Below are 22,114 nucleotides of genomic sequence, written 5' to 3' on the forward strand. Positions count from 1 at the left end.
ATGCATCAGCAGATGCTATTCATAGAGTGCATACACCTGTTCTGCCAGCGGTAATGGTAAGCCTTCATCATAATTCTCATCATCCAAATCAACATACACATCACCGGGTGCGGCGATGCACATGATGTCAGGTACAGGCCGTCTGACCGGCAGATCAGGGTAATCATCCGGCCTTCCGCCCTCTGACTGCATCGGGTCAAACCAGATACCATGATCGGCATAAAATCCCGCAGAATAGCGGGTTTCAATTAACCTGATCAACGCGAGGCTGTGCCGTGAATAGTCCGGTACGTCATCATCATGGCCATACTGAACATACCAGGCGGCCCCCAAAGACCAGTACATCAGCAGTGCGGATGCCCGATCAAGCTGCGGGTCCGCCGCGAGTTCGTTCAGTGCATCATAATTACTGTCATAATTGGAACGGGCGATAAATAAGTGCCGCTGTTCCGGCGTTGCGTTCGCCAGAAAATCGCGGACCAATTGCGCTTCTTTTTGCTCTTTTTCGTCATCCGTCATGCCATTCTCCCCGACAGTGCCAGATGCTGTAACAGCATTATCGTTTTGCCGTCAATTATTTCACCATTGCGGATCGCGGCAAGGGCTTCCGGGAACGGCATTTCCAGCACTTCCACATCTTCGCCCTCTTCCGGCAGACCGCCACCGTCACTTTGCCGGTTGTTGTCCTGATATTCGGCAATAAAAAAGTAAAGCTTTTCGGTCACTGAGCCGGGGCTCATAAAAGCCTCAAAGACTTTTTCAACATCGGTGATGCGAAAACCGGTTTCCTCTTCCGCTTCTGCTTTAATGCGGGATACCGGGTCCTGCTCTTCCAGCAGACCGGCGGCGGCCTCAATCAGAAAGCCATCATGGCCGTTGACGTATACCGGCAGGCGGAACTGGCGGATCAGAATAACGCTGTTTTTCTGACGGTTATAAAGCAGGATCACCGCGCCGTTGCCACGATCATAAACTTCCCGCTCCAGGCGCTGACAGGTGCCGTCACGGCGCAGATAATCAACAACATATTTTTTGAGGATATACCAGTTATCGGAAAGCGTGATGGTATCAATAATATGGACTGTATCCTGTTCGGAAGTCATAGTTCACCGGATGTGAGCAAAATTGCGGGTATGCGCAACACTGTAATCGCTTTATCTGCCTCCGGCAATGGCAAAGCGGGTGACATTATTTGCAGGCATAATAATGCTGACGATATAATCTGCCACGGACATCTCACCCATAAGGCGGATTGCATGAGTGACACTCAGGCATTGAGTTACAGCGAGTTACATACCATTTCTGATGCAGATATTGCACAAATTAATGAATTAATTATCACCACCTGGGATTACCGCAGCTGGATTCCGAAAGAGAAAGTTCTGCCGATGGCGGAATTTTTACTGGATGATGTCATTCTGACCTCAACGCGGATATTTGTGGTGCGTGATGATAATAACATCATCGCCGGTATTATGGCTGTCACGGCCGCCGCCGATCTGCGGGAAAAAGTCCGCGCCAAAACCCGCCAGTATTCTGCCCTGAAAAACATTATCACCCGTGAGCCGCAGGAAGAAACACTGTTTGATATGTATCTGAATACCCTGATTATCAACGGCGGGCTGCTGGCTTCCTGTGAAGGGAATTTTGATGCCTCACTGAATTTATTTATGATCGATTCCCGCTTCCGCGGACAAGGTATCGGCAACCGCCTCTGGCAATTGGCGATGAATTATCTGCAGGATAAGCGGGCTACCCGTTATTTTCTCTGGACAGACAGTGATTCTGATTTCGGTTTTTATGAGCACAAAGGATTACAGCGTATCGCCGCCCAAGCCTATGACTGGGGCGGCCATGATGTAACAGAAACCTATTATGTTTATGCCGGTGAGCTACCTGCACTGTCCTGATACATCCAGCTGTCCCACGGCGGGTTGAGCGGAAGCTTATCCGCCAGAAAATCAATAAACGTACGGATCTTCGGGGCATGCGTGTGTGCCGGGTTGTAAAGGGCATACAGCGCGAACGGCGTGGTTTTCGGGTTATAGTCCAGCAATACCGGCAATAACTCGCCGTTATCAATATAATTTCCCAGCATATAGGTCGGCAGACAGACAATACCCTGATGACAGCGCGCCGCCTCCAGTAATCCCAGGCTGCTGTTTACCTCAATCATATTGTTAATAGCCAGCGGATACGCCACCCCGTCCTTATCATTCATCCGCCAGGTATCCGGAATATTCGGATTAATTAAACAATTATGACGGGCAATATCTGCCGGTGACTGCGGAATTCCGTTTTGTTCAAAATAATGACGGCTGCCGCAATAGACCCAATTTATATTACACAGTTTTCGTAATGCAAAATTTTCCGGCGGATGACTGGTGATCCGTAATGCAATATCAAAGTCAGTTTCATTTAAATTAATTAATGCATCGTTCAGATCTACCGATAAGCTGACCTGCGGATTTATTTCCCGGTATTCACTGTAAAGCCGCATTAAATGGCAGACACCGAATGCAATTGAACAGGTTATTTTTAACTGTCCCTGCGCGTGCTGATAAAAACTCGCCGTATTTACTAATGAATCATCGAGATCAGACAGTAACTGTTGCGCCCTCTGCAATAAATAACGACCTGCTTCGGTCAGAATAAAATTACGGGTAGTTCGTTTCAGCAATACCACGCCTAATTGTTCCTCCAGTTGCTGCAGGCCGCGGCTGACAGAGGACGGCGTGACGTTGAGTTTTCGTGCCGCACCGCTGAAACTGTTGCACTCCACAATTTTAATAAACAGCTCCAGATGGCGAAAAATCGCGTAGCTGTCAATTTTTGCTTTAAACGCAAAAGTGTTTTTATTTATTAGCATAGTCGTACCCTGTTCAGCCTGCGTATTACCCCTTACTATAACAACGGTTTTATAACACTGTATCCATACAACATAAATATATTCACGTTGTTCCTGACTTTTTAAATAATTAAATCTATAACGTTGAGGAATTGACTATGCAAGACAGCATTCAGACAGGTGCAAATGCAAATAGTGATTTAAAAAAGATCCCCTTTACCAAATATGACGCCGGATGGGTTGTATTATGTATCGGGATGGCAATCGGTTCAGGGATTGTTTTTATGCCGGTTCAGATCGGTATTAAAGGTATCTGGGTCTTTATAGCCGCCACATTATTGTCCTATCCGGCAATTTACTGGCTGCAAAATTTATATCTGCGGACATTATCCGAATCCGAAGAATGTGAGGATTATGCCAGCGTTATCACACAGTATCTGGGGAAAAACTGGGGGGTAGCCCTGGGTATTGCCTATTTCCTGATGCTGCTGCACGGCATGTTCTCCTATTCACTCGCCGTAACCTTTGACAGTGCATCTTATATTAAAACATTCGGGTTAACGGAAGGATTGTTATCCGATTCGGTATGGTACGGACTGATTATCCTGACGGTTCTGGTGGCGATTGCCGCTCAGGGGGAACGCCTGTTATTTAAGGTGTCCGGCCCGATGGTCATAGTAAAATTCGGGATTATCGTGTTACTCGGTATTGTGATGGTACCTTACTGGAACTTTGCCAATATCAGCGCGTTTCCGGACTTTCTGCCGTTCCTGCGGGATGTGTTCCTGACACTGCCGTTTACTCTGTTCTCCATTCTGTTTGTACAGATTTTAAGCCCGATGAACATTGCTTACCGCAGAGTGGAGAAAGATAAGCGGATCGCGACTTACCGTGCAGTACGCGCAAACCGGGTGGCGTATATCATCCTGGCGGTTGCGGTTCTGTTCTTTGCGTTCTCGTTTACGTTCTCAATCAGCCATGACCAGGCTGTCTCCGCATTTGAACAGAATATCTCGGCGCTGGCGATCGCAGCACAGGTCATTCCGGGCGCGGTTGTTAAAGTGATGACGGCAATGCTGAATATTTTCGCCATTCTGACCGCGTTCCTTGGTATTTATCTCGGATTCCAGGAGGCGATTAAAGGGATTGTGGTGAATATTCTTACCCGCTTTATGCCGCAGGAGCGTATTAATCAGACCGTGCTGCATTACGGTGTATGTATCGGCGTGATTCTGTCCCTGTGGTTCTGGGTTTCCACCCGCTTCTCTATTCTCTTCTTTATGCAGCTCGGCGGGCCGTTATTCGGCGTGGTTTCCTGCCTGATCCCGTGCTATCTGGTTTACCGTGTGCCGGTATTACATAAATTCAAAGGGGCAACAGTCTGGTTTATTATTTTCTTCGGCGTGCTGTTGTGTCTCTCCCCGTTCTTTAAGTTTTTCGAATAACGCTGTAAATGAATAACGACGTATTACGCGTGAGGATGTTATGACTAAAAAAACCGTTTCAGATTTTCATATTGATACACAAATAACGCAGCTGGGGCGTGACCCGGCGTCACAATCCGGTTTTGTTAATGCTCCGGTTTACCGGGGATCTACCGTGGTTTTCCCGACGATGGATGCTCTGCTGAATAACCGGGCTGAATTTAACTACGGTACCGCCGGTACGCCGACCATCAAAAACCTCGAGCAATCCTGGAGCGCCCTCGCGGGTGCCGAAGGAACCGTGCTGTCACCGTCCGGATTAGGTGCCATTGTGCTGGCGCTGCTGACCACGCTGAAAAGCGGCGATAACCTGCTGATGCCGGACAGTGTCTACCGCCCGACCCGTAACTTTTGCCGCGGTCTGCTGGAAAAAATGGGGATCACCATCACCTATTACGACCCGATGATCGGCAGTGATATTGAAACGCTGATCAAAAGTAACACCAGCACGATTTTCCTGGAATCCCCCGGCTCCCAGAGTTTTGAGGTTCAGGATGTGCCCGCCATCACCGCGGTGGCGAAAAAATACAAAATCGCGACGATTATTGATAATACCTGGGCAACGCCGCTGTTTTTCCGGGCTCATGATATGGGCTGTGATCTCTCCCTTGAAGCCGGAACCAAATATCTGGGCGGTCATTCTGACCTGCTGATGGGGATTGTGTCTGCTAACGCGGAATGGTGGCCGAAACTGCGGGAAACCTATGATTTGATGGCGATGCTGCCGGGTGCGGAAGATTGTTTCCTGGCACTGCGCGGGTTGCGTACGCTGTCAATCCGTCTGAAAGAAGCCCAGTCACGGGCGCTGGACATCGCGCACTGGCTGAAAGCCCGCCCGGAAGTGATCCGCGTGCTGCATCCGGCCTTTGAGGATTGCCCGGGGCACGAAATCTGGAAACGCGATTTCACCGGCTCGTCCGGACTATTCTCGGTGGTACTTGACCCGAAATATACGCAGGATGATATCGGCAGGTTGCTGGACGGGCTTTCCATTTTCGGAATGGGCTACTCCTGGGGCGGTTTTGAAAGCCTGATCACCCCGTTTGATTGTGCGGAATACCGTACCGTTACAGAGTGGAATCCCGGCGGGCGGACACTCCGTCTGCAAATCGGACTGGAGGATGTTAATGATCTGAAGCAGGATCTGGCTGACGGATTTGCACGCATGGCGCATTGATATTCTGCCGGAAGAAACAGCACTGTATACCGGAAAACCTGCATTTTTTGCAGGTTTTTCTCTGTCCGGAATCCGGATAAAAAAATGCCGCACAGCGTGCGGCAATTAAATCATTGAGGGTATTTATAATTGTTCGTTAAACGACAAATTATATTAATACGACATAACATTGATACGCCAGCCAGCCGAGTACCGCACCTGCCGGTAAATCAATAATATAATGCTGTTTGGTGAACATGCAGGATAACGCGATTAACAGCGGGAACATGAATACCCATGGTCCGAGTGTGGCATACGCCAGCAGTGCGGTTAATGTGGCAACAGAGACATGCATGCTCGGGAAACAGTTGGATGTATCATCAAATTTCTGCACAAACAGCAGGAATTTTTCAGAGGCTTTCTTCCCTTTATTCATTTCACGCCAGTGCGGCGGCGTGGCAACCGGATACACCACAAAGAAAAACATCTGCATCAGCAGCAGAATAACATAGCTGAATACGATGATGATAAACTGACGTGAATCCTGAATGATCCAGTTCAGATAGAGAATCGCCGGATAATAAAGAAAGCTGTATATCCAGGACCACCAGGGCCAGAAAGGAATTTTTTCATCCAGTGCAGAGTTAAATGTTTTAACCGGCCTGACCATATGACGCTGCGTAAAGAAATAAAACTGATAAACACCTACGATAATAATACCACTGAGCACCAGGTGAATAACCCTGTCGATAAACATCATCTGAAAATTTCCTTTTAAAAAAAATCAATTAAACTGCTTTTCTGATTTTCAGCACACCGTGTTTTAGCATACCAATGCCCGAAATACTATCGTGTTATTTTATGTTGAATTATAATATATAAACAATATCAATTAGTTACAGAAATAAATCACAATAAGGAAAATTCCTAAATTTTCGGTTAAAAGGCGTCAAAATATTGATTTGACGGATAATATTTTATAAATCCTTCAGGTTCCGGTGTAATTTATCCGGCAGACTGTTTTAAAAGCATAAAACCAACGGGTACCCTTTATGACAACCACTCTCACACTGCGGGCAGTGACACCGGATGAGATTACTGCACTCAGCAACATCGGATATTCCGCTTACCGCCATCATTTTTCTGCTTATTGGGATTCAGAAACAGAGCTGAATGCTTATCTGGACAGTGAATATCACCCGCAGGTTATTGCACAGAGTATGGAAAATACCGGGGTATCCTGGTTTTTCATTTGTAGCGGCAATACCATTACCGGATTTTGCAAACTGACCGAAAACAGTCCGGTAACCGGAAAAACGTACAGCGGAATGCTGCTCAATAAACTCTATTTTTTACCGGATGAAACCGGAAAAGGATACGGAAGCAGCGCATTCACGCTGGCTGAGGATATTGCCCGTTCCCGCCTTCAGGCATGTCTGTGGCTGGAGGTTTTAGAAAATAACACCGGCGCCCGGCATTTTTATCAGTCACAGGGAATGACCGTGACCGGCTCTCTGCCGTTCATGACAGAACAGCAATCCTCACGCCTGCTGATTATGGAAAAACCACTGTAATAGCGTTTCTCATAAATCTGATAAAAATGCGTCTGTCACCGGCAGATAAGCAGCCATAAACTGATTTTCCCTTATCTGTTTATTATCTGCCGGAGAAACATTATGACTCAGATTTCTGCTCTTCACCTTGCCGCAGAAAGCACCCAGCCACCGTTACATATGCTGACGTTACAGGCATTAAATATGATCCCGCCTGCCTCTTTTTCCGCTTCCGCGATTTCACCGCAGGGAATTGCCACCACGATCCTCAGTATGGTGCTGAAGCTGGTATATAAAAAAATGACAGAACCAAAAGAAGTGGATGTTATCGGGATCATTCAGGAAACACTGATGAAAAATACCTCAGAATGGCTGGAATCGGAATACCAGGCTGTCCGCAAAGATGCCGAAAGTTTACAGGATGCAATCAGTTCCTGGCAAAATTCGCCGACAGAAGAAGCGCGGCAGCTGATTGTGGTGCGCAATGAAATTGCTGTCGCGGATATGCGCCGTCTGTGCATTCTCAGCATTAATACCGCAAAAAGCAGAGGAATTGTCCGGTTGTGCGGTGTATGTGCCCTGTCCTGCCTGCTCTATTTTTTCACACTACGCGATACTCTGGTATTCGGCAAAAGCTGGGGATATGCCTCTGATGTTCTGGAAAAATACAGTAAGGCTCTGACAGAACAGGCCGATATTATGTTTAAGGATGTGCTGACGGCAGAGATCAATAATTACACCGAAAATGATGATTTTTATGATCCGGAAAGTCAGGCCAAACGCTCCGTCATTTACTGGACATCCGGTTATACCAATATTCAGGAGCACCTGACTTACGGTGCGCAGCAAAAACCCACCCGTGTCTGCCGTGAGCGCGGCGATATCAGCGCTAATCCGGTTGATGGTGAAAATCATACGGTTTATCTCGGCAATCTGTTTTTGACGGACGGTAATTCTTCCGCTGACGGCAGCTATAACTACTTGTCTGCCGCCGAACCCCGCAGCTATGACAGAAGCGGTGACCCGGTCAGATTACCGGTCAGAAGTGCCGGTCTGTACCATATCCGGCTATATTATGCCTATATGACCAATTCCCTCAGTTTTGATTATGAAACACAACTGCGGATCGAACAGGCCGGAAAAATCGTCACCGATGCCCATCTGACCGATTTAACCAAAACGGTACTGACACCGTATAAGTCCGGCTCAAATTACGGCCCGGTGATTTACCGCGAAACACAACTGCACCTGGAAGAAGGTGATATTGTGCTGACATTCCATGAGGATCGTTCACTCTCCGGCGGCGGATTATTGCAGCATGTTGAGTTTGTGAAAGTGTAAAATCTGACATTACCGTCACCGGAAAACCGGTGACGGTATATCCGGATTACTCCGGTTGCAGAATGTCAGTGATCTGCTGCTGAGTCAGCGTAATGCCATAAAATGTCTGATAAAAGGCGGCTGTTTCATTTCTCATATCAATATCTGCAAACGCATCCGGATACAGCACGGTGGCCAGCCAGAGAAACTGCAATGCCTGCTCTGATGTTTCGCGGCACCACCAGAACATCCCGCGCGGATTGGTATATACCCGCCCGCTACGCACCGCATCAATGGACTGCCACTGCGGCGATGACTGAATAAACTCAGCATCCCGCCGGTTCATCGCAATAATCACCTGCGGGTCAGCCGCAATAATCTGCTCTGATGACACTTCGCCGTTAGCACTGCTGTGTGCGGGAAACCAGTTTTCCGCCACATTAACCGCACCGGCCAAATCCATCCAGTCCTGATTGAGCGACGGTCGTCCGGAGGTGTACAGCGGATTACCCATGCTGTGATACACCCGCAGACGGGCAGAATCAGGAACGTTTTTCAGCCGTTCCTGTACCCTGCGGATATTGTCACGGAAGTAGCGTTCATAGTGTGCCGCCTTTGCCGCTGCATCCGGGCCGAGCGCTTCACCGGTCAGCATTACCCGCTCCCGCAGTGCATCCATGCTATTGGCTTTAAAAGACAGCACGCGGACACCGGCCTGAGCCAGTACCTCCTGTTGCGGAACGCGTATCCCGTCATGGATAAATAAAATATCTGTCCGCAGACTCAGGATTTGTTCAATATTCAGCTCATTCCCGCCGGTTGTACCGATGACCGGCACATTATCAATCTGCGGCAACATCTGGCGGAACAGCGGGATCTGTTTGGCAATCCGTGAGGTTCCGGTGATATTACCGCCGTACCCCAGCATCATAATGATCGCATTTTGTGCCGGCCACGGTGTTGCTATCCGCAGTGCCGGTTCCGGCGCAATATCCGCAGGGGCACTGAATACACAGGTACTGACGAATAACAGACATAACGCTGATAAATAATGCCGCATCACGCTGCCTCCGTTAAAAATCAAATGATACTGTGGCACGGAACTCACGGCCTGCACCTGTAAAGGCATTGGCGCCGCCATTTTTACCGTTACTGTTGCCGGGGAAAATAGACGCCCAATAATGCTCGTTGGTGACGTTATCCGCAGAGATCCGCAGCGTGACCGGCACATTTTCTATCTGAGTGGTATAACGGGCACCGAGATCCAGCGTGGTGTAGCTGTCTGCCCAACTGGTGTTGGTATCATTGGCCGCCCGTTTTCCGGTGTAATGAATATTGGCACTGTATACCCACTGCGGGACAGACGGCAGACTGTATTCCGCCAGCAGATTTGCCTGCACCTTCGGCACGCCGACAACCCGTTTATCCTCTGTTTTGTTATTGCCGGTATCCGTGAGTTCTGCTTTCAGGAACGTAACACCGCTGTAAATATTCAGCCCCTGCCAGACATTACCTGTGGCGGTCAGTTCCAGACCATCATTGACCTGTTCGCCCTGCTTTTTAAAGACCTGATCACTATCGGTATAGGCAAACGGCCGTTTGAGGCGGAAAACGGCGGCACTCAGGTTCATATTACCGGTATTGGCTTTAATACCCCATTCATATTGGGTGCTGCGGTACGGGCTGAGTGTTTCACCCCGGTTTTTGACTTTGTCATCATCCGGCGCGGTATCCCCCGGCTGGAGCGAATCGGCATAACTGATATAGGTCATCACATCCGGCGTGATTTTATACATCAGCGCCATATTCGGGCTGGTGCCGGTCTGCTGATCGCGGTCAGTTTTGTGTCCCTGCTTATCGAAGTTACGGGTCGTGATCCGGCTCTGACTGACATACACCATGGCAGACCATTGCGGATTAAATGTGACAGTGTCACCAATGATGATGCTCTGCTGCTGATTCTCACTGGCTTTGTAACGTTCCCCGCCGGTTCTGATACGGCCATCAGAAGGTTCGGTCATGGATGACGGATCATACATATTGGTATTGCCGAGCGGAAAGGTTGTCCCCCGCTCTTTGGCACTGTAAATTGACCAGGTATAACCGGTGGTGGCGAGCGCCACATCATGATTTACCGTACCGGTATCAAACTGACCGTTCAGGGCGAGATTGTTACTCAGAACGCGGAAACGACCGGCCGCCGGAGAGTCCGTGATCGAACGGCTGATAGTCCCTTTGCTGTCCAGAATCTGAGATGAAACGGAACGCATTGCCCGATCTGCCTGCTGATAGCCGATACCGCCGCTCAATGACCAGTCATCATTCATATAGTGGGTAAACCGGGTGCTGACCGAGTCTGTCGTCAGGTCATTACCGGCGGTATTAAGTGCAAGATCAGGATTGCTGCTGTCAGGTGCATTCGGCAAATCTATATCCGGGCCGTAACCAAAGCTGCCGGGAAATCCTTTGGTAACAAAATGATAGTGACTGGCATCCAGCTGTATCTGTGTTCCCGGCCGGATCTGCCAGTCCAGGGCAACAGCGGCCAGCTGACGGCGGATCTTACTGTTCCGGACATAGCCTTCACCCTCTTCATCCAGCAAATTCAGGCGATAGCCGAACGTTTTTTCTTCATCTACCTGGCCGCCGAGATCCAGGTGAGCACTGTAAGCATTGCGGTTCTGATACCCCACCGTGACCCGGCGCAGCGGCTCCTGTACCGGCCGTTTGGAGATAAAATTAAACTGACCGGAAGGACTGGCCGGGCCGTAAATTGCACCGGTCAGGCTGTTCACGGCATCCAGCCGTTCCAGCATTTCGACCGGAAACGCAGTGGTTGAAACAATATTCAGGCCATTCAGTCTGCTGTTTTCCACCACGCTGCCCTGCATTCCCCGGCTCTGCGGACGGCCCACATCCATGCCGCCGCGTGCCTGCATCTGGGAAGACGGCAGATATTTCAGCATTTCACTGACACTTTTACTTTGCTGATTGCGGATCATTGCTTCGCTGACCGTATTGCTGCTGTAGGGAATATCCAGCCACTGCCTGGTGCCGAGCGGCCCCATATCAATATCAGTCGCCACAAAACCGGCACCGGCCTGTGTTTGCGGAGTGATATGAGAGGGTTTATCCGTCACAATAATGGTATCTGCCAGTGCCTGCTGTGCCGGAAAAAGAGCAACAGAAATCAGCGCAGGCAGTAATGCCCGCGAAATATATTTTTTAGTCATGGAACCATCCGTTATCGTTTTACTGTTATCATTGTATATTATTTTATATAACGTAAATGATATTGATTTTCGCTTCAGGTAAACGTGATCAGTATCAATGAGTTCCGGAAGAGATAATTTCTCTCGTTATTATTACTTTTTACAATATATCGGGCTGAGAATGTACCCCGTCAATGCTGTTGCGCAACATAATAATGCAGTAACGGCGGGTAATAACATCTGACTGTTCTGATGTGCTGCTGTTACCGGCAACAGAATAAAGATACTCAGGTTATTCAGACTTTCTGATAATGCCAGTGCCTCTCCTTTGCGTGTTCCGGCCTGCTCCGCAATGATTGCTGTGCTGACAGGAGCCGCAATCCCCAGTGCACACCCCTGCAGCAGCATCCACAACATCATCCCGGTCAGTCCGCCCGCTCCGCTGATAAACCCGGCAATCATGGTACTCATCACTATCAGGCTGATCAGCAACAAGCGGGTATCTGTAGCGCTTAAACGCCGGAAAAACGGCAACAAAATATTTCCGGTTAATAATCCGCCGCCGAATATGATGCTGATCAGACCGATAGTTTCTGTATTCAGCCCGAAACGGTGCCGCAGCCATTCACCACTGAGGACAAATAACACCACCGCAGTCCCGTTCCACAGACCTTTGGCGGTGATCAGGCCCAATAATGCCGGTGAATAATCTTTTCGCGGTAATGATGCTACCGGTTGAGCGGAAATCCTGCTGATGCCGGGTAATAAAAAACAGCAGGCTATCCACATAATCAAACTCCCTGCGGCAGTCAGCAGAAAAGGTGCATACCAGCCGATACCGGATGTCAGCCATCCGGCAATTGCCGGGCCGGAGATAATTCCGGCGGTCATGCCTGTCATCACAAATCCCATCGCGGAAGCCTGCCTGTCAGGCGGGAATTGCTCTGCAATCAGCGCAAACACTGACGGAATCAGTGCCGCAGACGCCAGTCCGCCCAGAATACGCAGTCCGACAGCCACACTGAAACACGGTGCTGTTGCCAGGGCAATGCCATCCGCCACAAACAACAGCAATGCGGTACGTAACATCCGATCACGGCTGACCCGGTCCGATAAACGCCCCAGCACCGGCGCGGCCACGGCATACGATAAGGTATACACCGCAATCAGCCACGACGCTTGTGCCGGTGTGACATCAAATGCCGCTGCCAGCGGTGTCAGCATTGGTGAAACCATAAATTCGGTAACCCCAGTAAAAAATACTGTCAGCGCCAGTACGGGCAAGGTATAAGGTGAAATCATAAGAATCCTGTATAACAAAATGAAAATAAACGGGTTATGGATTGAATTCACAAACCAGGGGAAGATAAATCAGGCGAAATGACAGGCAGACGGATGACGGACTGCTGATAAAAAGCAGTATGTTCCGGAGGATAAATAAGAGGATGTAAAACAGACGCAAATGAAGGAAGGAAAGTGCAAAGCGGCAGAAGATACCGGCGGATATGATATCAGGGATATCCGCCACCGGAAACCCAGCGGCATCCGGGGAAATGACTAGTTTTGTTTTTGCTGCCAGAACTCATAAAGAGACGGTTGATCTTCCGGTTTTTGCTGCGTAAACGAAAAACCGGGCTGCTCATGCGGATCAGCCCGCAACGCCAGCGCGATTGATGCTGTTGACAGACCGTAAGGTTCCGCATCTGCATTGGAATACGCATATACAGCGCGGGTTACGCCCGCCATCCGCATCGCGGCCAGGCACATCGGACAAGGTTGCCCGCTGGCATACACCACACAATCCTCCAGCCGGGTCTGCTGAAGATTTTTGCCAGCATGACGCAATGCCAGCAATTCAGCGTGGGCTGTCGGATCATGCAGTTCAGACATTTGATTAACCCCTTCACCGACAATTTGCCCGTCTCTGACCACAACAGCACCAAACGGGCGGCCGCCTTTTTCGGCATTCCGGCGTGCCAGCGCTATCGCCTGAGTCAGAAATTCACTATCTGTCATCAGTTATTCCTTATGGTTGATGGCCGGGGATTCCCATACCGCTTTCCCCTGCCATTGAGTTTCCAGTGTATTGAGAAATTCGCGGACTTTCGGTGCCAGAAATTGTTTTGACGGATACACCGCACACACCGGTTCACCCCGGGGTGTAAATGCGGTCAGTACCGGCTGTAGTGTTCCTTTCGCTATCTGAGGCCCCGCCAGAAAAGCACCCAGCTGGCAAATTCCGCCATCCGTCAGAGCCGTATCAAGTACCGCACCGGTATCTCCCAGGCTGTACCTGCCGGTAACCGGGTATAGCTGCGTTTCTCTGTCCCGCATAAACTGCCAGGGAACATTTCGTCCCCGGTGGCGGAAAACCAGACACGCATGTTCTGTCAATTGTTCCGGTGTTTCCGGTATGCCATGCTGTGCCAGGTAACCCGGCGATGCACAGGTGATCAGCCGGTGAGGAGCCAGAACCTTACGCACCAGGCGGCTGTCATCATTACCGCCGATACGCACTGCCACATCAATCCCTTCCTGAACGAGGTCACAGTAATCATCTGAGAAACTGACATCAATATCAACGTCCGGCCATTGTGCGGCATACTGATGTATCACCGGCATCACATAATTACGGCCAAAGACCACAGGAACAGCGATCCGCAATGTTCCGGAGGGTGTTTTTCTTCCTTCATACAGCGCATTTTCTGCATCATCCACTTCGGATAATATTCGTTTGGCATGCAGGTAAAAGCGCTCTCCCTCCTCAGTCAGACGCAAACGCCGCGTGGTCCGGTGAAGCAGACGCGTACTGACCCGGTTTTCCAGGCGCTGAAGACATTTTCCGGCGGCAGAACGGGAAATCTGCAACTTCCCGGCTGCTGCCGTAAAATTACCGGTTTCACTGACCCGGACAAAAACAAGTACATCAAATAAGTTATCCAGTAATAAACTGTTTTTATCTGCCACGATTTGTCCCGGATGTTACGCCAAAGATGATATTTATCTGTCATACTGGCGCATATAGACTCTCTTCTCAAGTAAAGTTATTACTGTGAGGAATGTATGTCAGACAGTCATTGTTTATCTCTTTCATTACCATCTGCCCGCCGGGGATGGTTTTCTGTTGTTGCGCTGACACTGGCAACCTTTGCCGTGGTCACCACGGAGATGCTGCCGGTCGGATTACTGACGCCTGTCGCGGCTGAGTTTCATGTGCCGCAGGCTCATGTCAGTCTGATGTTAACGATTCCGGCTCTGGTGGCTGCACTCTGTTCACCACTGATTATCTTGTTCACCGGACGCCTGAACCGCCGCTGGTTGCTGATGCTCCTCATGGCATTCCTGATGGCCGCGAATATCTGTGCTGCCACCGCTTCTCATTTTTCTGTTCTGGTGGCCGCCCGGATAATAGTCGGGATAAGTATCGGCGGGATCTGGGCAATCGCCGGAGGGATAGCTGCCAGACTGGTTGCTTCCCGCCATACATCACTGGCAACCTCTCTGATATTTGCCGGTGTCGCCGCTGCATCTGTTCTGGGAATTCCGCTTGGTGTGATCCTCGGCGAATGGGTTGGCTGGCGTGGCGTGTTTGGCATCATGGGTTTGTTTTCCCTTATGGTATTACTGCTGATGCTGAGCCTGCCGTCTCTGCCACCGGTTCAGGCACCGGTTGTCCGCGATTTTCTGATGCAACTCCGCCGCCCGGCTATCCGGACCGGACTGTTAATCACGTTACTTCTGGTGACGGCCCACTTTATGGCATTTACCTTTATCCGGCCTGTTCTGCAAAGGGATCCGCAATTACAGGCGCATGAACTCAGCGGGTTACTGGCGCTGTACGGTATTGCCGGTATTGCCGGTAATTTCATACTGGGATTATTATCCGGACGTCATTTATTCAGTGCCATATTCTGTATTACCAGCGGCATTGCTTTAAGTTTAGCCGGGCTGCTCCTGCTGCCTGCAATCCCGGTATTCCATATCATCATTCTCACTCTCTGGGGCGTGGTATATGGCGGCGTATCTGTCACTCTGATGAACTGGATGATCCGCTACAGCGCGCAGGCGATTGAAATCACCGGCTCTCTCTATATCGCCTTTTTTAACACCGGAATTGCTGCCGGTTCCGCCGCCGGCGGTATGATGGTATCGGTATTCTCCCTGCAGGAAAATATCATGGCGGCACTGGCCTGTTCCGCCATGGTACTGATACTGGTTTCCGGTTTTGTTATCCGCTTATACCGTACGGGACGTGAGCGGCAGACCAATCTCAATCAGGTTTAAATCCGGGTCACGGAAATAGACCGATATTATCGGGCCGGTTGCACCTGTGCGCTCCACCGGCCCCTCTTCCGTAACAACGTTCTCTTTTGCCAGATGCGCCAGCGTTTGTTCAACCGGGGTTCCGGTAAGAAAACAGAGGTCGGCGGAACCGGGGACGGGTTTATCCGCATTCGGCAGAAATTCATTTCCTGCCTGATGTAAATTAATTTTCTGCCGGCCAAACACCAGCGCTTTGCGATCCCCGCGAAATGTTACAACAGAAAACCCCAGTACCCGGCGGTAAAAATCGCAGGTTTTTTCGATATCAGCCACGGTCAGAACCAGATGGTCAAGATGTGAAACAGTAATCATCAGACAGCTCCCTGTATTTGCGGTTATTCGTACATTACGTGGTATCACACTGACTGAAAATACACAATTGAGGGTATTTTCTTTTTTTAATACATCCGTAATGATGAGTTACTGACGGGAGATTATTTCTGGTTTACGGACGCGCGTCAGCCGGTAAATCAGAAGTGCGGCGCAGAGTGCCATCAGGACATTAAACCCGAGACTGACACTGTAAACCGCGGCAGGAGCAGATAACAGTACGGTATCTCCGCTGTGCCTGAGCGAAAACTGCAAAATAACCGATACTGCGGTTGCACCGGCTGCCGCACCAATTTGTTGTAATGTGGCCGTCAGTCCGGATGCCATTCCGGCCTGTGCGGGCGTAACCCGGGACAGCACAATATTCAGCATCGGGGTCATAATCATGCCCTGAGTGAACCCGACCAAAAACAGAAACAGGCTGAGTACAGCACTGGTTGTGCTTTGCGGTAAAATATTCAGTCCGGCAATTAATAGCAGGTAACTGGCGGCATACCCTAATGCACCGTAATAAATCACCGGTTCGCCCAGCCTGATCGTCATTCGTGGTGTGATAAAGGAGGCAATAACAAAGCCGATACTGGACGGCACAAAAATCAGCCCGGCTTCCAGCGGTGTGGCACCCATACCGTTTTGCAGTAACAGGGAGAGTATCAGCGGAAATGCCGATGAGGTGGCATAAACACACAACACGACAGCAGTGCCGGTAACAAACGGTCGGTTACTCAGTACAGCAATATCAAACAGCGGCGTTTGTCCGGTGCGTGATAAATACTGCTCATAACGGACAAAATAGAACAACAGAACCATACCCGTAAGCAGCAATCCGGCACCGGAAAGTGTCAGGCCCCACACCGGTAACATCAGAAGCGGTAGCAGAAATGCGGTAATACCTGTGGCCGATAACAGCACACCCGGCCAATCCGTGGTTAATTTCCCGGGTGCACGGCCTTCCTGTAAATAGCGGGATAACACCAGTGCAAGTATACCGACAGGGAGATTAACCAGAAAAATCAGCCGCCAGCCCATATCAGCCAGATTCAGTGTGATGAGCCAGCCTCCCAGCGCCTGACCGGCAATTGCGGCCAGCCCCAGGGTCATGCCCAGCCAGCCGAAGGCTTTTCCGGCCTGTGTTTCATCAAAATTCAGGCGAATGCCGGCATACACCTGCGGGAACAATAATGCGGCCGCCAGTCCCTGAATAAACCGGGCAGTCACCAGTAATAACGCGGTCGGTGCGACGGCACACAATAAGGAGGCCAGCGTGAAAAAGGCCATTCCGGCCTGATATAACCGGCGGCGTCCGTAAATATCCCCCAGCCGTCCGCCGGTGATCAGCAGAAGACCGAATGCCAGTTCATAACCGGCAATAATCAGTGTCAGCTCCGTGAAACCGGCCTGTAAGTCGCGTTCTATACTGACAATCGCCACATTGACGACAAACAGATCAAAAATGGTGACAAATCCGGCGAGGACTAATACAAACAGTGCGATACGTTGTTGCTGATTCATGTTTTTCTCATTTTGCCATTTTTAAAAGCAGGAATGAGACTATAATCAGGCCGTTATCCTGTTACAATTTAACAGTTTATACTATTACTATTAATAACAGGCACTAAAGGCAACATAACATAAGGCATCTGCTCATGAGTGACAATCCGCGCACACGGCCGGAACTGGCCGATTTTTTACGGACAAAACGGGAAAGCCTGACCCCCGGATGTGTGGGACTGCCGCACACGTCACGCCGCCGTACTCCGGGTTTACGCCGTGAAGAAGTAGCGGCACTCGCCGGCGTGGGTCTGACCTGGTATACCTGGCTGGAACAGGGACGTGAAATCGGCGTATCCGCCCGCTTTCTGGATAACCTGTCACGGACATTGCGCCTGAATGAAGCAGAACGCCAGCATCTGTATCTGCTGGCCCATCAGCGGGCACCCGAAGCGTCCGGTGATACCGAACATCAGGTGCCGCCGGTTATCACCCGGATGCTGGACGATTTTCCGGATAATTATCTCTGCTATGTGCTGAATCTGCACTGGGATGTACTGGCCTATAATGAAAAAGCAGATCGTTATCTGCACTTCTCTGATGCTCAGCCCGGGATGTGTAACTTTTTGTATTTACTGTTTACCGATTCCCGCTATCAGATCCGGTTTACGGACTGGGAAACGGATGCTCAGCGTCTGCTGGCCAGTTTCCGCCGTGATTATGCCAGAACCAAACATGACCCGAATATTCAGCGGATGATCGCCGCGTTATGTCAGGAATCCCCTGTTTTTGACAAATTGTGGAATAAACACGAGATCTATCAGCCCTGTAACGGTATCCGTGAAATCGAGTTCAGCGGCAGACGGGAAACTTATGAGTATGCCTCACTGACATTTGATATTGATAAATCCAACCGGTTACTGGTGTACACCCCGGTAACCGGTGAGGATTAAAGCACAGACGCGGCGGCAGGCAGTAATGCCACAGGGATTATCAGCATGCCGCTGCAAAATGGTCGGTTGCCCGCAGTAACTGATCCCGGATGCCCGGTTCAGACATCGCATGCCCCGCACCTTCAATCAGGTGCAGTACCGAACCCGGCCAGGCTTTGTGAAGATGCCTGGCAAAGGTTGCCGGGCACGGCATATCATAACGACCGTGAACAATAATGCCCGGAATACCGTGTAACCGGTGAATATCGCGCAGTAACTGCCCTTCCTCCAGCCAGCACCGGTGATAAAAATAGTGATTTTCCAGCCGGGCAAATGCGATGGCGAAATGGTCATCGGTAAATTCGTCCAGATGTCCTGCATCCGGTAACAATGTGGTGGTTTTCCCTTCCCACAAGGTCCAGGCTTTGGCTGCCGTTAACTGAACCTGAATATCATCATCAGTCAGCAGCTTACGGTAGGCAGCGATCATATTGTGCCGCTCCTGCACCGGAACCGGAGCCAGAAAGGCTTCCCACTCTTCAGGGAACATCTGAGAAACACCAAATTGGTAATACCAGTCCAGCTCTGACTGTGTCACGGTATATACACCGCGCAAAATAATTTCACTCACCTGCTGCGGATACGTTTCACTGTATGCCAGCGCCAGTGATGACCCCCAGGAGCCGCCGAATACCAGCCATTTGCTGACACCAATATGTTTTCTCAGCCGCTCAATATCATCCGTCAGATCCCACGTTGTGTTATGCGCGATTTCAGCATGCGGTGTTGAACGCCCGCATCCGCGCTGGTCAAACAGCAGCACATCATAACGGGCAGGATCAAAATAGCGCCGGTATTCAGGGCTGATCCCGCCGCCCGGTCCGCCGTGCAGAAAAACAGCCGGTTTCGCGCCGGGTGTACCGGCTCGTTCGTAATAGATCCGGTGACCATGACCAACATCGAGAAACCCGGTTTCATAAGGCTCAATGGCCGGATATAACGTACGCAGTGTAGTATCAGAAGATGTTGTCATTGCAAAACCACCGGTTATCAGTCAACAGAACTTACCATCCTAATCAATAACCTGCATAAAAGACAAGCAGCCTGTGGTGATTACACCACAGGCTGCCCTGATATCTGACGTGTTTAATGCGTTCAGAGCGTCGTGCATTGCTCCGTATCTGACACGGTAATCTGTGGTTTTTTCCGGCGTAACGTTATCCGCAACACCACTAATCCGGCGGCGGCCACTGCTGCACCGGCATAACTGACACCGGCATAATCGCCGCCGTTTGCCAGCACTGAAGCCCCCAGCGCAGCACCAACCGCATTACCGAGGTTAAACGCGCCGATATTAACGGAAGATGCCAATGCCTGCGCCTCTGATGCGACCTGCATGACTTTTACCTGAAGCGGCGGGACTATCCCAAAACTGGCCGCGCCCCAGATAACCAGCATAATTCCGGACGTGACACTGTCACGAGCCATCAGCGGAAACAGGACCATCGTCAGTGCCAGCAGTGCGAATAATCCGTATAACGTGCGGGAGACCGAACGGTTTGCCCATACACCGCCCAGATAGTTACCCAGCGTAAAGCCCAGCCCGACCAGTATCAGCATCATACTGATCTGTGTTTCCGGTACTGCGGAAATAAAGGTCAGCGCAGGTGCAATATAGGTATAAAACGTAAACATGGCACTGGCACCCAGTACCGTACACAGCATTGCCAGTAATACCGCCGGACGGGTCAGTACCTGCAATTCACGGCGCAGATTGAGCGCTTGACCCTGCATATTACGCGGCAGTGATCGCAGCAGCGCCGCCATTGTCAGCAGGCCGAGGAGACTGACCACAAAGAACGATTCCCGCCAGCCCAGTATCTGGGACAATTTAGTAATTGCCGGAACACCGCCGATATTGGCAATGGTCAGTCCCATAAACATACCTGCTATTGCCCCTGCTTCTTTACCTTTTGCCACCACACGGGTTGCCACCATGGCACCAATTCCGAAGAATGCACCGTGATTCAGACTGGTGATAAAGCGGGCGAGCAGCAGCGTATTATAATCCGGCGCCAGCGCTGACATCACATTGCCTGCTGTAAAAATGCTCATCAGAAAAATCAGCGCGGCTTTCGGCGAACGGCGGATCAGCAGCAGTGTCATCACCGGTGCCCCCAGCATCACACCCAGTGCATATACCACCACCAGCATACCGGCGGCAGGAATAGAAACACCCAGTGATCCGGCAATTTCCGGCAGCATTCCCATCGGGGAAAATTCCGTTGCCCCGATGGCAAACGCGCCGACAGACAGGGATAACAGAGCAGTATTTGTTCGCATAATGTCCTCAGAATAAAAAAAACAACGTCACTGTGTTGTCAGGACGGCGATTCTGCCACATTGATTTTCGCGGGAACAGCCGTTAATCTGCAAAAAACAATTGAGTAAAACGCAATAATGAAAATCACACTGGAAGAAATGCGGGCATTTATCGCGGTGATTGACTGCGGCTCAGTGACTGCCGCCGCCGCGCAGAGCGGATTGACGGTTTCAGCGGTCAGCCGTGCCCTGCTGCGCCTTGAAGAAAAGATGAACAGCACCCTGCTTTACCGCACCACGCGGCGGCTGAAACTGACTGAGGAAGGCGCGCTGTTTCTGCAAAAAGCACGCGATGTGGTACAACTGGCACAGGAAGCGGAAGATGTGCTGATGAACCACAAAGAAATTCCTTCCGGCACTTTGCGGGTCGATGCTTCAACGCCTGTTCAGCTCCATGTGATTGCACCGCTGGTCACACAATTCCATGAACGTTATCCGCAAATCCGCCTTGAACTGACTAACTTTGAAGGCATTACCAATTTACTGGAAAAACAGACGGATATTGCATTCCGTTTCGGCCCGCTGGCCGATTCGTCTCTGCACGCCACGCTGATGGGATATACCCGCCAGCGGGTTCTGGCCAGCCCCCGCTATCTTCAGCAATACGGTGAGCCGAAAACACCAGAAGATCTGGCACAGCACACCCTGCTGGGATTTATCGCGCCGGAAAATCTGAATATCTGGCCGCTGTATAACGGCAACAAAAAAGGACTGAAAATTACGCCATCACTGGCGGCAGGCAGCGGCGAAATTATCTGTAACCTGGCGCGTTCCGGTGCGGGGATTGCCTGTATTTCCGATTTTGTAACCCATGAAATGCGTGAAAACGGCGAATTCCGTCAGATTCTGACGTCGTATACCTATGAGCATAAACAGCCGGTTAATGCGGTTTATTACCGGAGTCAGGCACTTTCTCCCCGTCTGCGCTGTTTTATCGATTTTGTTCTGCAACACAGCCGGAGTTTCATGCAGGCCGGTTAATCTGAACACTACCTTAAGCCATTGATGATACGGCACCGGATCCGCTCGACAATATTTTTCAGCACATTTAGTCTTAAAATAAATCTGCCCTGTAAAAATAAG

21 protein-coding genes are annotated in these 22,114 nt (G+C 50.3%); 8 read left to right on the top strand and 13 right to left on the bottom strand.

The window, feature by feature from the left end:
- Nucleotides 1–15: 15 nt before the first annotated feature.
- Together JC793_RS09745 and JC793_RS09750 are read right to left on the bottom strand one after the other, a co-directional pair.
- The gene (locus JC793_RS09745; RefSeq protein WP_218426088.1) at nt 16–519 is read right to left on the bottom strand and encodes a DUF4274 domain-containing protein; all 504 of its coding nucleotides are present in this window, start codon (nt 517–519) and stop codon (nt 16–18) included.
- Nucleotides 516–1,103 carry an NUDIX hydrolase gene (locus JC793_RS09750; RefSeq protein WP_218426089.1) on the bottom strand — a complete coding sequence of 196 codons (588 nt, stop codon included), beginning with the start codon at nt 1,101–1,103 and terminating at the stop codon, nt 516–518. Before JC793_RS09750 ends, JC793_RS09745 begins: the two co-directional genes overlap by 4 nt.
- Nucleotides 1,104–1,256: 153 nt before the next feature.
- On the opposite strand from JC793_RS09750, the gene JC793_RS09755 reads away from it, so the two are divergent.
- Complete coding sequence (locus JC793_RS09755; RefSeq protein ID WP_218426090.1) at nt 1,257–1,910, top strand: GNAT family N-acetyltransferase; 654 nt, start codon at nt 1,257–1,259, stop codon at nt 1,908–1,910.
- Here JC793_RS09755 and JC793_RS09760 read toward each other — a convergent pair.
- Nucleotides 1,880–2,869: a LysR family transcriptional regulator gene (locus JC793_RS09760; RefSeq protein ID WP_052927643.1), complete on the bottom strand. Its 990-nt coding sequence runs from the start codon at nt 2,867–2,869 to the stop codon at nt 1,880–1,882. The genes JC793_RS09755 and JC793_RS09760 overlap by 31 nt on opposite strands.
- A 137-nt stretch (nt 2,870–3,006) precedes the next feature.
- Here JC793_RS09760 and JC793_RS09765 point away from each other — a divergent pair, with 137 nt between their 5' ends.
- The gene (locus JC793_RS09765; RefSeq protein WP_166707816.1) at nt 3,007–4,293 is read left to right on the top strand and encodes an amino acid permease; all 1,287 of its coding nucleotides are present in this window, start codon (nt 3,007–3,009) and stop codon (nt 4,291–4,293) included.
- A gap of 40 nt (nt 4,294–4,333) precedes the next feature.
- Entirely contained in the window at nt 4,334–5,509 is a 1,176-nt protein-coding gene (gene metC, locus JC793_RS09770) for a cystathionine beta-lyase (RefSeq protein WP_046893353.1), read from the top strand.
- A 148-nt stretch (nt 5,510–5,657) separates the two neighbouring features.
- On the opposite strand, the gene JC793_RS09775 is transcribed toward metC, so the two are convergent.
- On the bottom strand, nt 5,658–6,248 hold the full coding sequence (locus JC793_RS09775; RefSeq protein ID WP_052927640.1) for a phosphatase PAP2 family protein: 591 nt from the start codon (nt 6,246–6,248) through the stop codon (nt 5,658–5,660).
- Between the two features lie 292 nt (nt 6,249–6,540).
- Between JC793_RS09775 and JC793_RS09780 the strand changes: the two genes are divergently transcribed.
- Together JC793_RS09780 and JC793_RS09785 are read left to right on the top strand one after the other, a co-directional pair.
- Entirely contained in the window at nt 6,541–7,062 is a 522-nt protein-coding gene (locus tag JC793_RS09780; protein ID WP_218426091.1) for a GNAT family N-acetyltransferase, read from the top strand.
- Between the two features lie 102 nt (nt 7,063–7,164).
- A complete protein-coding gene (locus JC793_RS09785; protein ID WP_218426092.1) occupies nt 7,165–8,382 on the top strand; it encodes a hypothetical protein in 1,218 nt (405 codons plus the stop codon).
- A gap of 46 nt (nt 8,383–8,428) precedes the next feature.
- On the opposite strand, the gene JC793_RS09790 is transcribed toward JC793_RS09785, so the two are convergent.
- The 5 genes from JC793_RS09790 to JC793_RS09810 all read right to left on the bottom strand — a co-directional run bounded on the left by JC793_RS09790 (nt 8,429) and on the right by JC793_RS09810 (nt 14,540).
- The gene (locus JC793_RS09790) at nt 8,429–9,421 is read right to left on the bottom strand and encodes an ABC transporter substrate-binding protein (RefSeq protein ID WP_218426093.1); all 993 of its coding nucleotides are present in this window, start codon (nt 9,419–9,421) and stop codon (nt 8,429–8,431) included.
- 13 nt (nt 9,422–9,434) lie between these two features.
- Nucleotides 9,435–11,594 (bottom strand): TonB-dependent receptor, encoded by a 2,160-nt coding sequence (locus JC793_RS09795; protein ID WP_218426094.1) that lies wholly within the window; start codon nt 11,592–11,594, stop codon nt 9,435–9,437.
- Between the two features lie 132 nt (nt 11,595–11,726).
- Nucleotides 11,727–12,875, bottom strand: coding sequence for an MFS transporter (locus JC793_RS09800; RefSeq protein WP_218426095.1), 1,149 nt, complete (start codon nt 12,873–12,875; stop codon nt 11,727–11,729).
- 255 nt (nt 12,876–13,130) lie between these two features.
- Nucleotides 13,131–13,589 carry a nucleoside deaminase gene (locus JC793_RS09805; RefSeq protein ID WP_166707822.1) on the bottom strand — a complete coding sequence of 153 codons (459 nt, stop codon included), beginning with the start codon at nt 13,587–13,589 and terminating at the stop codon, nt 13,131–13,133.
- Between the two features lie 3 nt (nt 13,590–13,592).
- Entirely contained in the window at nt 13,593–14,540 is a 948-nt protein-coding gene (locus JC793_RS09810) for a LysR family transcriptional regulator (protein ID WP_046893360.1), read from the bottom strand.
- A 96-nt stretch (nt 14,541–14,636) separates the two neighbouring features.
- Here JC793_RS09810 and JC793_RS09815 point away from each other — a divergent pair, with 96 nt between their 5' ends.
- The gene (locus JC793_RS09815) at nt 14,637–15,857 is read left to right on the top strand and encodes an MFS transporter (RefSeq protein ID WP_218426096.1); all 1,221 of its coding nucleotides are present in this window, start codon (nt 14,637–14,639) and stop codon (nt 15,855–15,857) included.
- Here the strand turns inward: JC793_RS09815 and JC793_RS09820 are convergent.
- Both JC793_RS09820 and JC793_RS09825 read right to left on the bottom strand, forming a co-directional pair.
- Nucleotides 15,810–16,208, bottom strand: a complete 399-nt coding sequence (locus JC793_RS09820) for a VOC family protein (protein ID WP_431739817.1) — start codon at nt 16,206–16,208, stop codon at nt 15,810–15,812. The genes JC793_RS09815 and JC793_RS09820 overlap by 48 nt on opposite strands.
- Before the next feature lie 108 nt (nt 16,209–16,316).
- Nucleotides 16,317–17,738 carry an MFS transporter gene (locus JC793_RS09825; protein ID WP_218426097.1) on the bottom strand — a complete coding sequence of 474 codons (1,422 nt, stop codon included), beginning with the start codon at nt 17,736–17,738 and terminating at the stop codon, nt 16,317–16,319.
- 134 nt (nt 17,739–17,872) lie between these two features.
- On the opposite strand from JC793_RS09825, the gene JC793_RS09830 reads away from it, so the two are divergent.
- Nucleotides 17,873–18,670: a helix-turn-helix transcriptional regulator gene (locus JC793_RS09830; protein WP_218426098.1), complete on the top strand. Its 798-nt coding sequence runs from the start codon at nt 17,873–17,875 to the stop codon at nt 18,668–18,670.
- Between the two features lie 40 nt (nt 18,671–18,710).
- Here JC793_RS09830 and pip read toward each other — a convergent pair whose 3' ends face one another.
- Both pip and JC793_RS09840 read right to left on the bottom strand, forming a co-directional pair.
- On the bottom strand, nt 18,711–19,682 hold the full coding sequence (gene pip, locus JC793_RS09835) for a prolyl aminopeptidase (RefSeq protein ID WP_218426099.1): 972 nt from the start codon (nt 19,680–19,682) through the stop codon (nt 18,711–18,713).
- A 122-nt stretch (nt 19,683–19,804) separates the two neighbouring features.
- Complete coding sequence (locus JC793_RS09840) at nt 19,805–20,992, bottom strand: MFS transporter (RefSeq protein WP_218426100.1); 1,188 nt, start codon at nt 20,990–20,992, stop codon at nt 19,805–19,807.
- Between the two features lie 117 nt (nt 20,993–21,109).
- On the opposite strand from JC793_RS09840, the gene JC793_RS09845 reads away from it, so the two are divergent.
- The gene (locus tag JC793_RS09845; RefSeq protein ID WP_046893366.1) at nt 21,110–22,012 is read left to right on the top strand and encodes a LysR substrate-binding domain-containing protein; all 903 of its coding nucleotides are present in this window, start codon (nt 21,110–21,112) and stop codon (nt 22,010–22,012) included.
- Nucleotides 22,013–22,114 lie beyond the last annotated feature (102 nt).

Source organism: Morganella morganii (assembly GCF_019242955.1).
Taxonomy (GTDB): domain Bacteria; phylum Pseudomonadota; class Gammaproteobacteria; order Enterobacterales; family Enterobacteriaceae; genus Morganella; species Morganella sibonii.

Bases quoted from the DNA above. Each gene is read 5' to 3' on its own strand.
- JC793_RS09745 (WP_218426088.1), bottom strand. From the start codon at position 519: ATGACGGATGACGAAAAAGAGCAAAAAGAAGCGCAATTGGTCCGCGAT.
- JC793_RS09750 (WP_218426089.1), bottom strand. From the start codon at position 1,103: ATGACTTCCGAACAGGATACAGTCCATATTATTGATACCATCACGCTT.
- JC793_RS09755 (WP_218426090.1), top strand. From the start codon at position 1,257: ATGAGTGACACTCAGGCATTGAGTTACAGCGAGTTACATACCATTTCT.
- JC793_RS09760 (WP_052927643.1), bottom strand. From the start codon at position 2,869: ATGCTAATAAATAAAAACACTTTTGCGTTTAAAGCAAAAATTGACAGC.
- JC793_RS09765 (WP_166707816.1), top strand. From the start codon at position 3,007: ATGCAAGACAGCATTCAGACAGGTGCAAATGCAAATAGTGATTTAAAA.
- metC (WP_046893353.1), top strand. From the start codon at position 4,334: ATGACTAAAAAAACCGTTTCAGATTTTCATATTGATACACAAATAACG.
- JC793_RS09775 (WP_052927640.1), bottom strand. From the start codon at position 6,248: ATGATGTTTATCGACAGGGTTATTCACCTGGTGCTCAGTGGTATTATT.
- JC793_RS09780 (WP_218426091.1), top strand. From the start codon at position 6,541: ATGACAACCACTCTCACACTGCGGGCAGTGACACCGGATGAGATTACT.
- JC793_RS09785 (WP_218426092.1), top strand. From the start codon at position 7,165: ATGACTCAGATTTCTGCTCTTCACCTTGCCGCAGAAAGCACCCAGCCA.
- JC793_RS09790 (WP_218426093.1), bottom strand. From the start codon at position 9,421: ATGCGGCATTATTTATCAGCGTTATGTCTGTTATTCGTCAGTACCTGT.
- JC793_RS09795 (WP_218426094.1), bottom strand. From the start codon at position 11,594: ATGACTAAAAAATATATTTCGCGGGCATTACTGCCTGCGCTGATTTCT.
- JC793_RS09800 (WP_218426095.1), bottom strand. From the start codon at position 12,875: ATGATTTCACCTTATACCTTGCCCGTACTGGCGCTGACAGTATTTTTT.
- JC793_RS09805 (WP_166707822.1), bottom strand. From the start codon at position 13,589: ATGACAGATAGTGAATTTCTGACTCAGGCGATAGCGCTGGCACGCCGG.
- JC793_RS09815 (WP_218426096.1), top strand. From the start codon at position 14,637: ATGTCAGACAGTCATTGTTTATCTCTTTCATTACCATCTGCCCGCCGG.
- JC793_RS09820 (WP_431739817.1), bottom strand. From the start codon at position 16,208: ATGATTACTGTTTCACATCTTGACCATCTGGTTCTGACCGTGGCTGAT.
- JC793_RS09825 (WP_218426097.1), bottom strand. From the start codon at position 17,738: ATGAATCAGCAACAACGTATCGCACTGTTTGTATTAGTCCTCGCCGGA.
- JC793_RS09830 (WP_218426098.1), top strand. From the start codon at position 17,873: ATGAGTGACAATCCGCGCACACGGCCGGAACTGGCCGATTTTTTACGG.
- pip (WP_218426099.1), bottom strand. From the start codon at position 19,682: ATGACAACATCTTCTGATACTACACTGCGTACGTTATATCCGGCCATT.
- JC793_RS09840 (WP_218426100.1), bottom strand. From the start codon at position 20,992: ATGCGAACAAATACTGCTCTGTTATCCCTGTCTGTCGGCGCGTTTGCC.
- JC793_RS09845 (WP_046893366.1), top strand. From the start codon at position 21,110: ATGAAAATCACACTGGAAGAAATGCGGGCATTTATCGCGGTGATTGAC.